The organism is Neptuniibacter sp. QD48_11, assembly GCF_047778095.1.
GTDB lineage: Bacteria > Pseudomonadota > Gammaproteobacteria > Pseudomonadales > Balneatricaceae > Neptuniibacter.
In genome coordinates, this window is record NZ_CP180551.1 from 2,233,272 (window position 1) to 2,248,453 (window position 15,182).

General features: G+C 43.6%; 10 protein-coding genes. 4 read left to right on the plus strand and 6 right to left on the minus strand.

What is annotated here, in order from left to right; all coding sequences use genetic code 11:
• Positions 1-35 precede the first annotated feature (35 nt).
• Positions 36-530: a tautomerase family protein gene (locus ACMXYU_RS10185; protein WP_415898564.1), complete on the plus strand. Its 495-nt coding sequence runs from the start codon at positions 36-38 to the stop codon at positions 528-530.
• Positions 531-589: 59 nt separating this feature from the next.
• On the opposite strand, the gene ACMXYU_RS10190 is transcribed toward ACMXYU_RS10185, so the two are convergent.
• On the minus strand, positions 590-1,798 hold the full coding sequence (locus ACMXYU_RS10190; protein WP_415898565.1) for an ammonium transporter: 1,209 nt from the start codon (positions 1,796-1,798) through the stop codon (positions 590-592).
• A gap of 252 nt (positions 1,799-2,050) precedes the next feature.
• On the minus strand, positions 2,051-4,192 hold the full coding sequence (rlmKL, locus tag ACMXYU_RS10195; RefSeq protein WP_415898566.1) for a bifunctional 23S rRNA (guanine(2069)-N(7))-methyltransferase RlmK/23S rRNA (guanine(2445)-N(2))-methyltransferase RlmL: 2,142 nt from the start codon (positions 4,190-4,192) through the stop codon (positions 2,051-2,053).
• Positions 4,193-4,501: 309 nt separating this feature from the next.
• Between rlmKL and rmf the strand changes: the two genes are divergently transcribed.
• A complete protein-coding gene (rmf, locus tag ACMXYU_RS10200) occupies positions 4,502-4,708 on the plus strand; it encodes a ribosome modulation factor (protein WP_415884177.1) in 207 nt (68 codons plus the stop codon).
• A 46-nt stretch (positions 4,709-4,754) separates the two neighbouring features.
• Here rmf and ACMXYU_RS10205 read toward each other — a convergent pair whose 3' ends face one another.
• The 3 genes from ACMXYU_RS10205 to ACMXYU_RS10215 all read right to left on the minus strand — a co-directional run bounded on the left by ACMXYU_RS10205 (position 4,755) and on the right by ACMXYU_RS10215 (position 10,995).
• Entirely contained in the window at positions 4,755-5,780 is a 1,026-nt protein-coding gene (locus ACMXYU_RS10205) for a quinone-dependent dihydroorotate dehydrogenase (RefSeq protein ID WP_415884176.1), read from the minus strand.
• 132 nt (positions 5,781-5,912) lie between these two features.
• Positions 5,913-6,134, minus strand: coding sequence for a DUF2835 domain-containing protein (locus tag ACMXYU_RS10210; protein WP_415884175.1), 222 nt, complete (start codon positions 6,132-6,134; stop codon positions 5,913-5,915).
• Between the two features lie 37 nt (positions 6,135-6,171).
• Complete coding sequence (locus tag ACMXYU_RS10215; protein WP_415898567.1) at positions 6,172-10,995, minus strand: NAD-glutamate dehydrogenase; 4,824 nt, start codon at positions 10,993-10,995, stop codon at positions 6,172-6,174.
• 284 nt (positions 10,996-11,279) lie between these two features.
• Between ACMXYU_RS10215 and ACMXYU_RS10220 the strand changes: the two genes are divergently transcribed.
• Both ACMXYU_RS10220 and ACMXYU_RS10225 read left to right on the plus strand, forming a co-directional pair.
• Complete coding sequence (locus ACMXYU_RS10220; RefSeq protein ID WP_415898568.1) at positions 11,280-12,926, plus strand: BatD family protein; 1,647 nt, start codon at positions 11,280-11,282, stop codon at positions 12,924-12,926.
• A 31-nt stretch (positions 12,927-12,957) separates the two neighbouring features.
• A complete protein-coding gene (locus ACMXYU_RS10225) occupies positions 12,958-13,812 on the plus strand; it encodes an ion channel (RefSeq protein WP_415898569.1) in 855 nt (284 codons plus the stop codon).
• A 65-nt stretch (positions 13,813-13,877) separates the two neighbouring features.
• On the opposite strand, the gene ACMXYU_RS10230 is transcribed toward ACMXYU_RS10225, so the two are convergent.
• Positions 13,878-15,173: a 2-oxo acid dehydrogenase subunit E2 gene (locus ACMXYU_RS10230; protein ID WP_415898570.1), complete on the minus strand. Its 1,296-nt coding sequence runs from the start codon at positions 15,171-15,173 to the stop codon at positions 13,878-13,880.
• Positions 15,174-15,182: the final 9 nt, after the last annotated feature.

Genomic DNA, 15,182 nt, shown 5'->3' on the forward strand with positions numbered 1-15,182 from the left:
GCGTAAGCTGGATTTAAACAGACAAGGAGAGCGTTATGCCTTACATATCAATACATGTATCCAGCGACTTAACCCAATTACAGATCAAAAACCTAGTCGAAGGTACAACAAATATCATGGCTAATATTCTTCATAAAAACGCAAAATTAACCGCCGTAAGTATTACAAAAATAGATAAAGAGCATTGGTTTATCGGCAATAAATTAGCTACCAATTCGGTATCTGCATACGTGAATGCCAAAATCAGCAAAGGCACTAATACTGAAAAAGAAAAGTCCGATGCACTTAGTGCATTTAACCAACTATTAGATAACGAAATTGGCCCTTTAACACCTACTAGCTATGTAGTCTTAGATGAAGTACCAACAACGGACTGGGGCTATGACGGCTTAAGTCAGCAAGCACGAATGCTAAAAAGAACAGAATCAGGCGTAATAGATATGCAGTACTACACAGAGAAAGGAAAAAAAGAACGTTCTGATTTTATTTTTTCTAAGCTACAAAAATTCAGACAAGCGATATTTAACTAATCACACCAACAAAAAAGCCGGGCAATGCCCGGCTTTTTCAATAGATCTAAAGCAACAGATTAGTTATCGCTAGTAGATTCAATCTTATGGATAGATAGGTCAGCACCGTTATACTCTTCCTCTTGAGTCAAACGCAAGCCAGAAACAGCACGTACGCCACCATAAACAACAACGCCTCCGATCACAGCTACCGCAATACCCGCTAGCGAACCGATTAATTGTGACATAAGGCTAACACCACCTAGACCGCCAAGCGCTTCAGTACCGAAAATACCGCAAGCAATAGCACCCCACACACCACAAACACCATGTAGCGGCCATACACCCAACACATCATCGATCTTCCATTTGTTCTGCTGAATTGTGAACAAGAAGACAAAAATTGCACCGGCAACAGCACCTACAACTAAAGAACCCATAGGGTGCATTACGTCTGAACCAGCACATACAGCAACCAAACCAGCCAAAGGACCGTTATGGATAAAGCCAGGGTCATTTTTACCAAAAATCAGCGCAGTAATAATACCGCCAACCATCGCCATTAGCGTATTAACGGCTACTAGACCAGAGATACCATCCATAGTCTGAGCAGACATTACGTTAAAGCCGAACCAACCAATACATAGAATCCAAGCACCTAACGCTAAGAAAGGAATATTAGATGGTGGGAAAGCAACAAGACGACCACCTTTATATCGACCATTTCGAATACCCAGCATGATCACAGCAACTAGCGCCAACCAGCCACCTACACCGTGCACCACAACAGAACCTGCAAAGTCATGGAATGCAGCACCAAAATTAGCTTCTAACCAATCCTGGAAACCAAAGTTACCATTCCAGATAATGCCTTCGAAGAACGGATATACAAACGCCACGATAAGAGATGAGGCAATCAAGAACGGCCAGAACTTAGCACGCTCAGCAATACCACCCGAAACGATTGCAGGAATAGCAGCCGCAAACGTCATTAAGAAGAAGAACTTAACTAGCTCATAACCGTTATTTGCAGCCAATTCAGCAGCAGGAGAGAAGAAAGTGACGCCGTAAGCAACCCAATAACCTACAAAGAAGTAAGCCATGGCAGAAAAACCAAAATCGGTCAGAATTTTAACTAACGCATTCACTTGGTTTTTGTGGCGAACCGTACCAACTTCAAGAAAAGCAAAGCCGGCATGCATGGCAAAGACCATGATCGCCCCCATCAGAATGAATAGAGTATTAGAACTCTGAATAAGCGTCTCAACTGCGCTGTTGACGTTTTCCACTTGGTGTCTCCCGTTTCTTTTTGTGCACCATATTAGAACCACAACCTAAAACTGCGCTTCATTTTGGTGCACTATTATAGTGCATATTATTCTGTGATATTGCTGCCGCTATGCCAACCAGGCTTAAAAGCCCCGAAACATAGCAGCTTAAACTGCAATTCACCAAAATAGTGCTAGTAACAAATTTTTTATGCCTTAATAGTAAGCACTATATGTGCCAAATTTATTAAAGCGCACAATTTGCGAGCACAATCACTTATGACGAATACGGAAACAACAATGAATTTTTGAATTACGCTTAAAATCCGGATCTAGTGTAGATTGTGTAATCTCCTCGATCTCGAATTCGGACAACGCGTCGTAATCCAACTTAAAGCGACGGTAGTTATTGGAGAAGTACAACACCCCATCTGCACGTAAACAGCGCATAGCGCCTTCTATAAGGTCTACGTGGTCGCGCTGCACATCAAGCACTCCAGCCATCCGCTTGGAGTTAGAAAACGTTGGAGGATCCATAAAAATTAGATCGTATGCTGGCCCTCTTTGCATCCGCAACCACTTCAAGCAGTCCGCTTGAACTTGCTGATGCTCTTTTGTATCTAGGCCATTTAGATCTAAATTTCGCTTAGCCCAGTTAAGATAGGTAGCCGACATATCAACACTGGTTGTAGATTTAGCACCACCTTTAGCAGCATGCACCGAAGCAGTGCCTGTGTAACAGAACAGGTTTAAGAAATCCTTACCAGTTGCTTCTTTCTGAATCTGATTACGAATTGCTCGGTGATCCAAGAATAAACCGGTATCCAGATAGTCGTGCAAGTTAACCAGCAAACGACAGCCGTGCTCGTTGATCTCTTTGAAGCGGTGAGTTTCAGAGTGCTTTTCATACTGGTTAACACCCTGCTGTTTCTTACGCTGCTTTAAGATCACCTTTTCTGGAGATACCTCTAGGGTTACCGGTAAAGCATTCATCACATCTTGTAGACGAGCAAATGTTTTTACCGGATCAATCTTCTTAGGCGCGGCATATTCTTGGACATGCACTTCGTCTTTGTAGATATCTACCGCAACAGAATACTCTGGAATATCCGCATCGTAGAGACGGTAGCTCTCTATATTGTCGCGTTTAACCCACTTAGCTAGCTGTTTACGGTTTTTCTTCAAACGATTAGCAAACATCTGCGCCCCTTCACTCAAAGGAGCTGGCTCACCCTCTTGGCCCTCTTGCTTCTCAGCTCTCTGCTCAGACACAGGATAGATAAACAAACGACTTTCAAGCGCACCGTTAAACAGCTTATATTGCTTATCTGCACGTAGACCTGTGACCTTACAAAGATCTGGGTTAGAGGTAAAAATTGAAGCCGTCCAACCAGCAAATTGCTCTTTTAGCTTATCGCCAAGGTGTCGATACAAGAACATCAACTGCTGAGTTTCACCCAGACGCTCACCATAAGGCGGGTTGGTAATCAGTAAACCTTTACCTTCAGGAAGCGTATTGCGATCCAGATCTTCTAGGCGGCACGTTGTAAATTCAATAAAGTCCGCCACACCTGCCCTTTCTGCATTCTGCCGAGCTGCACGTAAAACCTTACTATCTTGATCACTACCAATTAGGTTCGCTTCTAATGCCAGCAAACCTTTTACTTTACGTGCTTGAGCCTCCGCAACAAGACCTTCCCAAACATCGCGCTTGTGGCCTGTCCAGCGAGAGAATCCGAAACGCTTACGCTGTAAACCCGGCGCAATATCAGCCGCCATCAGCGCAGCCTCAATCAGCAATGTACCTGAACCGCACATTGGATCAAAAACCAAACCGGATTCAGAAGAACGCTCCGGCCAACCACTACGAATCAAAATAGCAGCTGCCAAGTTTTCCTTCATTGGCGCTTCACCGGCTTTTAGACGATATGCACGTCGGTGCAAACTATCACCCGACATATCTAGAGCAACGGTGATTTTGCCTCGGTGCATACGCACATTAATACGAAGATCAGGAGCAACTTTGTCGATACTTGGGCGAGCACCAGTTTTATCTCGAATTTGATCAACAATGGCGTCCTTAACTTTTAACGCACCAAAGTGGGTATTGTTAATACCGCGAGTTTGACCGCTAAAATCAATTAATAGCGTACCTTCACTACGCATGTGTTCAAGCCAGTCTATTTGCTGAACAGCCTTGTAAAGATCATCAGCTGTTTCTGCTTCACCTTCATGAAGCGGAAGTAGAACCCTGTTTGCCAAACGCGACCATAAACAGATACGGTAAGCATCTTCCAGCTCGCCTTGGCATTGAACCCCTGCCACTGTTTGCTTGGTCTCAGTAACACCCAAGCGCTGTAACTCCTCTTCAAGAAGCAACTCTAGGCCCTTAGGGCATGTCAGAAACAGTTTCATACGCATCTTTACTCAGCAAATATTTCACTTAATTAACAACAGACATGAAAAAAATTCACCCTGCTGTTCAAAAACCAACTTTTTGACTAACTTTATGAATGCAATCGTTTTTTTGCACCCACACACTAACTATTTTTATCAAGCATTAATATCATGATAGTCATATTCAATCGCACTATGATCTATTTTCCGATATTTATAGAAGTCTGGCTGCAAAACTTACAACCTGCAGGCAGATTTTAAGCGGGTACCATGTCTCAAGGAACCGCTGCTCTCAAAAACTAAAACACGAAGAGAGGCTCAATCAATATGAAGAGACAAAAGCGTGATCGTACTAGCACACTTTTTAATCGAGGTTTTCAAGCAGGATTAAGCGGTAAGTCCCGGGATAACTGTCCCGTGAATACATCAGATCTCAGAAGCCATTGGATGAGCGGATGGCGCCAAGGACGCGAAGCTCACTGGAGCGGTATGGAAGGAGTATCAGCAATACAATCCGACCCAGCTCTACACTAAACAGAATTTTCAGGCTCCCCGAGGGGAGCCTTTTTATTACCTGCTCTTATTCTGAAAGCTGCTTAATTGCTTTCACAGAATCCGCAACCAATGAAGGTCCACGGTAGATAAACCCAGAATAAATTTGTACCAAACTTGCACCAGCTTCAATCTTTTCTGCCGCATCAAAACCTTCAGTGATTCCGCCTACACCAATAATTGGTAATGCACCATCGAGCTCTTGTGCCAGAGTACGAATCACTTTAGTTGATTTATTGCGTACTGGTGCGCCTGATAGGCCACCCGCTTCATCTGCAAACTCAAGCCCTTCAACACCATCACGAGATAGGGTTGTATTGGTCGCAATCACACCATCCATCTCGTAAGACTTTAAAGAAGCAGCAACCAGTGCAAGCTCTTCATCTGTCATATCTGGTGCAATTTTTACCGCAATAGGAACATAGCGATCATGGAACTTAGCCAATTTAGCTTGTTCGGATTTGAGAGCATCCAATAAGCTGTTTAACGACTCGCCGTATTGAAGAGTACGAAGGCCAGGTGTATTCGGTGAAGATACGTTAACAGTAATGTAAGACGCACGTCCGTAAACCTTACGAAGACAGTATAGGTAATCGTCATTCGCTTTTTCGTTTGGCGTATCTTTGTTTTTGCCGATGTTGATACCCAGAACACCTTTATAAACGCTCTTATCCAGATTAGAGAGCAGTTTATCAACACCACCGTTGTTAAAACCCATACGGTTGATGATCGCTTGCTGTTCTGGCAAACGGAAAATACGTGGTTTGGGATTACCATCTTGTGGACGTGGAGTAACTGTACCTACTTCAACAAAACCGAAGCCCATGGCAGCCATACCATCCACTGCAATGCCGTTCTTATCTAGACCTGCTGCTAAACCTACACGGTTTGGAAAATCAATTCCCATCACCTGAACAGGATCAGATAGTACTTCAGCGCCCAGAAGCTTATTTACTCCCAAAGAAGACGCAAGATTCATCGAATGAAGCGCTACGTTGTGAGAAAGTTCGGGATCAAGCTGAAACATCAAAGATCGAGTCAGTGAATACAACATAATCAGGTCCTAGTAAAAATTTTGGCCCGATTATAGGCGAGGCGAGGATGGAATAACAGCATTGAGCACTAAGAGTGACAATGTTAACTCCCAAAAGTTATAAAGAATCACCAAACTGGTGCATTTATTACACTAACTCAGTTTCTCTATCCCCTGATATTTACCTTGATCGTCAAACAGAATTTTAAACCGACCATTAATTCCATCACGTAGTAGAAATGGTTTTAAAATTCTAGCGGGGAACTGTACGCTACGACCATCAAGGGATCGGGTATAAACAGTTTCCGCGACCCCTTGATACAACATTAAAAACTTTTCAGAACTAATCCGAATATCAACCAAAATTGCTTTCATACAATACTATCTAGAGGAATGAACCTCATATACACGTTCAGGTATTAAACTGGCTTGTTTTAGCCAAATCAAACAACTCTCTCAACGCGACAGTATACATTGCATACTCTTGTTTTTTAGCACTTTTAACTTCATTAAGGACATTTTGCCAGCGATCAAGCAACCACTCATTTTCTGTGCACCATTTATCAATCACCTGCTCCACAGTACAACCTTTTACACGCCCCTTAATAGCTGTGGCAACTAAAGCACGTTGCTGCCAATCCAAATCATCCCTAAATGCTTCTCGCGCCAACGCCTGCCAGTAATTATCAACACTCAACTTGCTGAGCTTTCTAGACAGCCAATCCAATTCCAAACGCTGCCCTAAACCGAAATAAACTTGAGCCACCTGATCTGGTGGCACGTCCGCTTCATCAGCAACCTCAATTACACCTAAAGAGGCGTATAAACAACGTGCACCCGAGATGAATTTAGCCAACTTACTCGGCACACCTGCTTCCTGATAGCGACTGAGCGCACTCTCCCAACGTGTTAATGGCTCTCCTCTGAGTAATTTTTCCTGTTTAGGGACTATTTTTCCTAGCTGAGCTCTAAAACTATCAACCTCGTTCTCGCAATCTACTTCCGCACGGCGGTTACGAACAAACCAACGCGTAGCTCGACGCATCAGATGTTGTAGCTCGTGCATCATCTCTAATTGGATATCACTGCTAACTTTATGATCGAGCTTTTCAATCTGCTGCCAAAGATTCTCAATACCGAATACATCACGAGCGAGTACATAAGCTCTAGCGATTGCCGCCTCATCGGCCCCCGTTGAAATGCGTAAGCGGTCAACAAAGTTCACTCCCATCATATTAACCATGTGGTTCGCGATTTGAGTGCCGATGATTTCTCGGCTTAGACGGTGAGCTTTTAGTTGATCACCAAACTCAGAAACCAATCTCTCAGGAAAGGCAGTAAACAACTCTTGTGACAAATACTCATCATCAGGAATAAACGATAGGCTCAACGATTCTTTAAGCTCAGCTTTACTGTATGAGATCAGAACCGATAGCTCTGGGCGGCTTAACCCCTTTTTCGATGCCCGTCGTTCATTCAGGACCTCATCGGTAGGAAGGAACTCTAGCGCTCGATCAAGTTTACCTGCCGATTCCATGTTGGTGATGTAACGCTGATACTCTGCCATCCCTTCAAAAGATCGGGACTCAGCCATAGAGATCGCTTGAACTTGTCGATAGTTATTTTTCAAAACTAAGGACGCAACTTCATCAGTCATCTCTTCAAGCAATGTATTTCGCTGCTTCTCAGTCATGTCACCATTAGCAACGACCTGATTGAGGAGGATTTTGATATTGACCTCATGGTCAGAACAATCCACACCTGCAGCATTATCGATAAAGTCGGTGTTCATGCGGCCACCAGCTAGCGCATATTCCATTCGCGCCAGCTGACTCATCCCCAAGTTACCGCCCTCACCTACAACTTTACAAGACAGCTCTTGACCATCTATTCGCAGAGCGTCATTGGCTTTATCGCCGATATCCGCATCAGTCTCGGTACTTGCCTTAACATAAGTACCAATCCCGCCATTCCAGACTAGATCTACTGGCGCTTTTAGCAGTTTATTCAGGAGATCATTCGGGGTAACAGTCGCTATCTTTTCACCAATAAGCGCCTGCATTTGTGGAGACAGAGTGATCGATTTGGCAGAGCGCTCAAAGACACCACCGCCTTCTGAGATTAATTTCGCATCATAATCGGTCCATGCTGAACGAGGCAGTTTGAATAAACGATTACGCTCTTTCCAGCTTTTCGCAGCATCTGGATTTGGGTCTATAAAGATATGTAGATGGTTAAACGCAGCTACCAGGCGAATATGCTTCGACAGCAACATACCATTACCAAATACATCACCTGACATATCGCCTATGCCAATCACCGTAAAGTCATCTTTATCGGTGTTTACACCCATCTCGCGGAAATGCCGCTCAACTGATACCCAAGCACCTCTTGCGGTGATCCCCATTTTCTTATGGTCGTAGCCTTGGCTACCACCCGAGGCAAACGCATCACCTAACCAGAAACCATAAGATTGCGCCAATTCGTTAGCGATGTCTGAAAAAGTTGCCGTACCTTTGTCTGCAGCCACTACGAGATAAGTGTCATCTTCATCATGACGAACCACATCGGCAGGCGGGCTCACCTCACCTTCAACAAGGTTATCTGTAATATCCAAGAGACCACTAATAAACGTCTTGTAACAGCTAACACCCTCTTCAAACCACTCCTCACGACTCATGCCATCGTGCAATGATTTAGCAACAAAGCCACCTTTGGCTCCAACAGGCACGATCACTGCATTTTTAACTTGCTGCGCTTTAACTAAGCCTAAAACCTCAGTGCGGTAATCTTCCATTCGGTCGGACCAACGTAAACCACCACGGGCCACCTTACCGCCGCGAAGATGAACACCCTCCACCTTAGGTGAGTAGACGAAAATCTCATATTTGGGCCGCGGTAACGGCATATCTGGGATTTCATCAGGGGACAATTTAAAAGAGAAATAGCTTTTAAGATTTTGCCTATCTTTTTGATAGAAGTTTGTCCGCAGCGTTGCCTTGATAAGTAATAAATACTGACGAATCACGCGATCATCATTCAAACTACTTACATCCTCTAACGCGTCGATAATAGTGGATTCAACCGCTTCTTGATCGGCCGTGTTACCCGGTTCAAACCGTGCTTTAAAGAACTGAACAATCTTGGCGGCTATATCGACGTATGAATTTAGCGTCGTACTAATCGCTTCTGGACTGATTGGAAAACTTATCTGTTTCATATACGCAGCATACGCACGAAGCATCGCCACCTCGCGCCAGCCGACATTGCCAGCTAACACAAGACGGTTAAACTCATCATTTGCAGCTTCACTTTGCCAAATTTTAAGGAAGGCCTCCTCAAATACCTCTTTGAGGGTTGATAGTGAAACTGTGCCAGCACCTGTGTAGTGAAGATTAAAATCATGAATCCACACTAGGTCGCGCTTACTTTCAATTTTGTAAGGGTGCTCGTCTATGACCCTTAACCCCAAATTTTCGAGTACAGGGATAACATCAGACAAGGGCAAAGAGGCACCTAAACTGAATAGTTTGAAGTTAAGGCAATTATCCTCCCTCTCTAACGCTTGGTAGAAACTAAGTTGTAATGGTGCTTGATCAGATAATTTTTCTATATGCTGTAGATCCACAACCGCAGTTCTAGCGGAGAAATCAGCGCTATAGCTCGCAGGGAAACCACTACCAAATTGGTTGTAAACCCGAATACCCGCTTCCTCACCAAGCGTTTCAACCAAAACATCTTTTAGGTCATCACACCAGCTTCGTGCAGCCAGTCTTACCACCCGCTCTAATTTATCTGAATCAAACTCTTCAATAATATTGTCCCCACGCAAAATAAACTGCGTACGAGTCAGGATCGATTCGGAAAAATAGGTTGTGAAATCGGCATGAGTACAATTTAACTGTTCCATCAACAATGACTGAATTTTGTGTCTAAAGTCAGTACTGTAGATATCTCTTGGTGAATAAACCAAACAGGAATAAAACTGACCAAAGTAATCACGACGCACAAACAGACGTATCTGGCGTCTTTCATGGATTTGGAGCACGCCAATAACAGTGCGATAGAGATCATCTACTGATACCTGAAATAGATCATCTCGAGGATGAATCTCTAGAATCTGTAGCAACTCCTTCCAGTCATGGCCATGACGGTGCAACCCAGATTTCTCCATAATCGCATCTACCTTACGGCGTACAATTGGAATTTGGCGGGAGCTCTGAATATAAACACTGGAGGTATACAAGCCTAAGAATCGGCACTCACCTATCACTTCACCCTTCTTATTGTATTGTTTGATACTGATGTAATCAGGGTAGGTCGGACGATGGACACTGGATGCTCGATTGGATTTCGTAAAGGAGAGAATATCGGGTATTAGAACAAAACCTTCGGCATCACGATCATTTTCATTAACTAAAGCAGAACGGCAATGTTCATCACAGAATTTCAGCAAACCGAGCTGACTACCCGGAATAGCTTCGAGGGTTTTCTTCCCTTTCTTCTCTACTAGTTGGTATTCGTCATAACCTAAGAAGGTAAAGTGATCCTTTAACCACTTAATAAAGTCATGCACTTCCGACGTAATCTCAGCATCAAAGCCTTTGATCGCCTTTGAGAAAATGACTGCTTGAGCATCGCATCGCTCAACCATAGGCTCAAAGTCTTCTACCACCATAGTTACGTCTTCAAGGACATTTCGTAGTGCTTGCTCCAAGTCTTGAAGATCCGCTGTATCCGAATGCCTATCAACCTCGATCGAAACTAATGATTCTCTTTGAGAATTTTTAGCTCGACTGTCCTTTTTGAGTAGAGAAGATAAGCCGCCTTTATCATCCCTTTTCAAAGTCACAACCGCATTATGTATGGCGTGAATGGTTAAATTACGTCGATTAAGCTCCATTCGCAGAGAATCAACTAGGAAGGGAATATCCTTCTGCAAGACTTCAATCACGGTATGAGTCGATTGCCACCCATGTAGCTCGTAATCGGGGTTAAATACCCTAACCTTCACCTGCCCGGCTTTACGCTCTTGAAGAAACTGCCAGCAAGCAAGCGTCGAACCGTAGAGATCTTCTAACTTCCATTCGAGTAAATCAGCTAAGGAAGCGGATGAGTAATATAGAGTTGCAAACTCAACCAAGGCTTCAGACCTTTCTTTCGGTAATCGATCTTCTAATTCTTGGCACAGTGTTTTTAACAGATTAGCTTTTTCATCCTGGCCTAGGTATTCCATCTGCAACCCTCAATTTTTCTTAAATAATCAAAAGTATAGACAAAATGTAGCCAACAGCCGTTTAAGTACAAAAACGTTTGATACAAACAAATTATTAACGGCTTAAAGAACTAGAAATCACCAGAAACGAAACATGCGAGAGCAAAAATAATCAAACAATTATTAAACCGGAATACGTTGATTCACCCTGCAGGATTACTCATAATAAAACGAAAATTATAATTATGACTTACAGTCCAAACCCTCTGTAAGCTACAGCCAGCGATGATAGCGCGAGGATTCCATTGCGATTTATTTCTTCTCACTTTTTCTTTCTACTGGCTTTCACTGCTTTTCAAGCTCAAGCTAAAGTATCTTCTTCTCTAGATACAAGCACCCTCTATTTAGGTCAAAAAATCACGCTGACCTTAGAAACTGACCAGCAAGATGTCACTCGGCCAAACCTAAGCCAATTACAAAAAGACTTTAATATTGTTGGCACACGCAAAGTCACGGTCTCGAGCCATACCACAGGATCGGTAACGACAAAAACACGTTGGGTGCTACAACTAAAACCTCGAAGGGACGGCGAGCAAGTTATTCCTTCTATCTTTGTAGGGCAGCAAGCCAGTCAAGAACTGCCAATTTCAGTGCTACCCGCTAATGATAATCCTGAACTAGCAGAAGGCACTGGCAGAGCGATCTTTCTAGAATCCAGCCTTGATAAAGATGAACTTTACGTAAATGGGCAGGCGATTTTACGCTCGAAGGTTTTCCATCTTGCTCCATTACCTTTGGATGCAAATTTAACAGCGCCAGAATCAGCTGATGCGATCATCAAGCCGTTAGAAGAACAAAAGCAATATACCAGTGTTGTACGTGGTCAAAACTATAATGTCACCGAAACAAGCTATACTCTGTTCCCACTTCAGGAAGGCGAAGTAGAGATTAGCCCGGTGTTTTTCTCAACCACTCTATCGAACAACACAGTGGTCGAACTGAATAGTGAACCTCTATTGCTTTCGGTATTACCACCCGCTAATCAAAACACACGCAAGTTATGGCTTCCAGCCACATCGATCTATATTGAAGACAACTTGGAAGAACTCAATCAGGTTAGTCAATCTGACAAGCTAACAAGGATAATTAAACTAGAAGCTGAAGGTTTACCCTCTTCTTCTCTACCCTCGATGGCATCATTACAAAATCCTAATGCCACCATCACCCTGCTTAATGTCGTTTTAGAAGAACGCATGACCGAGCAAGGCGTTATCAGTCAACGAGTGGAAGAACTAGAAATTACACCTAGCAATAGCAAAGAGATCATCTTGCCTTCAATCGACATTCCTTGGTGGAATACCGCTGCCGATAAAGGACAGACAGCCGCCATCACCCAGAGGAAAATTGAAGTTACACCTGCGGTTACCCCTACCAACAGCTCTGAATCAGATAAAGAGGGGTCCTCTGGTTCGATCACGGTTTTAGTTTGGATTTTAACAGGGATCAGTATTGCAGCGACTCTGGCCTTTATCTATACGTTTAACCATCTGCGAAATATTAAAAAGCAATCTGAAGAAGAACCTGATCATTCGTTCTTTGAAGAGGAACAAAAGCGGGTTGCGTTTGAGATAACAGAGAAAAACACGTTTCAAGCTTTCTCTATCGCCTGCAACCAAAACAATCCCAATGTTGCTCAATTGCGTTTAGTTGAGTGGGCTCAAAGCTTTTGGGCTGCACCTGAAATACAGTCGCTAGAATCCGTTTGCGAATACGCAAATAACCAAACGATAAATCTATTGGTGATGGATCTACAGCAACATTTATACGGTCAAGAAGATGAGTATTGGCAAGGGGATCTCATTTTGGATGCCATCTCCAAGGTGAGATCTCGACAGCTTCGACAACGCTTAGATCTCAAGGAAGGTCAACAGCGTTTGGACTATAACCTCTAGCTAATGCATACCCGGTAACATGGAGCGCTAAATGGAATACACTCGACATACCGCTTTAATGCGTATGGTTGGCCTAGGCGGGGTCGCTTCAGAAGAGAATGAGCGCGCCAAACTTTGGGGGCGCCGTTTCGAAGGGCCAATGGTATTAGCTGCCATATGGATTCTTATCGACTGGTACTTGCAATCTAAAGGTGTCTCAAACGCTTACACCTCCTTTGCATCTGACTGGCTAATCTGGCTATTATTTATGTCAGAGCTGTTTGTGATGCTATGGCTGGTTGATGATCGCATCAAATACCTCAAGCAAAACTGGATGAGCCCTCTTATTGTACTGGGCGGTCTACCGGTTATCTGGGGTGTTGATACCTTCTATGCAGGGATAATCCGTACCCTTAGACTTGCTCTCACCATCGGTATATTTCTACGCGTTTCCAAAGATACCCGTGATCTCTTATCTCGACATAACTTAGGCATCACGCTCTTTATCTGCTTTATCATCTTGGTGATTTCTGGGCTACTTATTTCAGGTATTGATCCTGCGTTTGAGACACCTTTGGATGGTCTGTGGTGGGCTTGGGTTACCGTTACGACTGTAGGTTATGGAGATCTTGTGCCCGCGACAACTGAAGGTAGGATATTTGGTTCGCTTCTCATCCTGATGGGATTAGCAATGTTCTCCATGTTAACCGCTAGTTTCTCCGTGTTCTTTATTGAACAGGATGAAAGAGAGTTAACTCAAAAAGAAGAACGTAATATTGAACGTATCGAAGGCTTAGAAAGAAAACTGGAAAAGATTGAAAACCAGCTAGACCGAACTCTAGAGGCTTTAAATAAACTCACCGACCAAAAAAGTCAATCATCCAATGACAGAAAACCTAACTCCTAAGAAGCCCTTAGGAAGTTAGGTTTTGTCGAAGTGCCAAATGACGGTACTGCTCGATCAAGTCACTTTTAAAGTAACAGCTGCCTGATATCAGTTATAGCGCTATTGATATAAGCCATAAAGCGACCCGCATCACCGCCATTAATTACCCGATGATCAAAGGACAAGCTCAGTGGTAACTGCTTTCTCGGCTGAAAATCACGTCCATCCCAAACAGGCTTTATGCTGGCCTTAGCAACACCCAAAATGGCGACTTCTGGAGCATTAACGATCGGTGTAAATCCCGTTCCACCCGTTGGCCCCAAACTCGATATAGTAAAACAGCCTCCCTGCATATCCGCTGGCTTTAATTGCCTTTCACGCGCTTTAACTGCCAAATCATTTATCTCAACAGTCAACTCAGAGATACTTTTGCTATCTGCCCCTTTTATGACAGGTACAACCAATCCAGCTGGTGTATCGACAGCAACGCCAATATTTACATAATTTTTGTAGATAACCTGCTTACCATCACAGCTTAACGAACTGTTAAACAATGGGTACTTACGTAAGGCTTGAGCAATAACCTTCACGATAAATGGCAGTATGGTTGGCGCTTTCTCTAAATTTACAGACTCAGGCTTAAGCCCTTTCCGAAAAGACTCTAGTTCTGTGATATCAGCTTCATCAAATAGAGTGGCATGGGGAATATTCAACCAACATCGCGTCATATGCTCTGAAGTCGCACGCGCAATGTTAGACATATCCTTAACATCAACGGCACCAAAGCGACTAAAATCCTGGTCAGGTATCTGAGGAATACCTGAAGATTGCGGCATTGCCGTTTTCTGAACTCGTTCTTGTTTAACGAATGCCTTAATGTCCTCTTTTAGAATTCGGCCTCGTGGGCCTGTTCCTGAGATACCCTCTAGATTAACACCGAGCTCTCTGGCCAATTTACGGGCCGCGGGTCCTGAATACACCTGACTGGATACTGCACTCTTTGCAAATTGCTCGCTTTTAACAGGCTCATTAGAGCTTCTATTGTCGCTGCTTATTTCAATGCACCCTGCATAAAGCTTTAGTGCCTCTGTTTCAGTCTCTTCTTTAGCTTCTCTAGCAATCTCTTGATAATCATTTTTACCCGCTACTCCTTGTTCCAGCACTGCACAAAGTAAAGTTCCACTTTCAACCGTCGAACCCACGTCAAGGAGCCATTCCTCCAATACACCCTCAACATTAGAGGGGACTTCCATAGACGCTTTATCTGATTCAATCACTAGCAGTGATTGACCAATTTTGATCTCTGCACCTAAATCCGCGCACAACTCAACTACTTCGCCAGATCCATCAATATCTGGCATAGATACAACTTCTGAACCCATCTTTATTAC

What these genes read in the sequence shown, in the direction of transcription:
- ACMXYU_RS10230 (WP_415898570.1), bottom strand. Translation starts at nt 15,173, where the DNA reads ATGGGTTCAGAAGTTGTATCTATGCCAGATATTGATGGATCTGGCGAA.
- ACMXYU_RS10185 (WP_415898564.1), top strand. Translation starts at nt 36, where the DNA reads ATGCCTTACATATCAATACATGTATCCAGCGACTTAACCCAATTACAG.
- rmf (WP_415884177.1), top strand. Translation starts at nt 4,502, where the DNA reads ATGAAGAGACAAAAGCGTGATCGTACTAGCACACTTTTTAATCGAGGT.
- ACMXYU_RS10225 (WP_415898569.1), top strand. Translation starts at nt 12,958, where the DNA reads ATGGAATACACTCGACATACCGCTTTAATGCGTATGGTTGGCCTAGGC.
- rlmKL (WP_415898566.1), bottom strand. Translation starts at nt 4,192, where the DNA reads ATGAAACTGTTTCTGACATGCCCTAAGGGCCTAGAGTTGCTTCTTGAA.
- ACMXYU_RS10210 (WP_415884175.1), bottom strand. Translation starts at nt 6,134, where the DNA reads ATGAAAGCAATTTTGGTTGATATTCGGATTAGTTCTGAAAAGTTTTTA.
- ACMXYU_RS10215 (WP_415898567.1), bottom strand. Translation starts at nt 10,995, where the DNA reads ATGGAATACCTAGGCCAGGATGAAAAAGCTAATCTGTTAAAAACACTG.
- ACMXYU_RS10205 (WP_415884176.1), bottom strand. Translation starts at nt 5,780, where the DNA reads ATGTTGTATTCACTGACTCGATCTTTGATGTTTCAGCTTGATCCCGAA.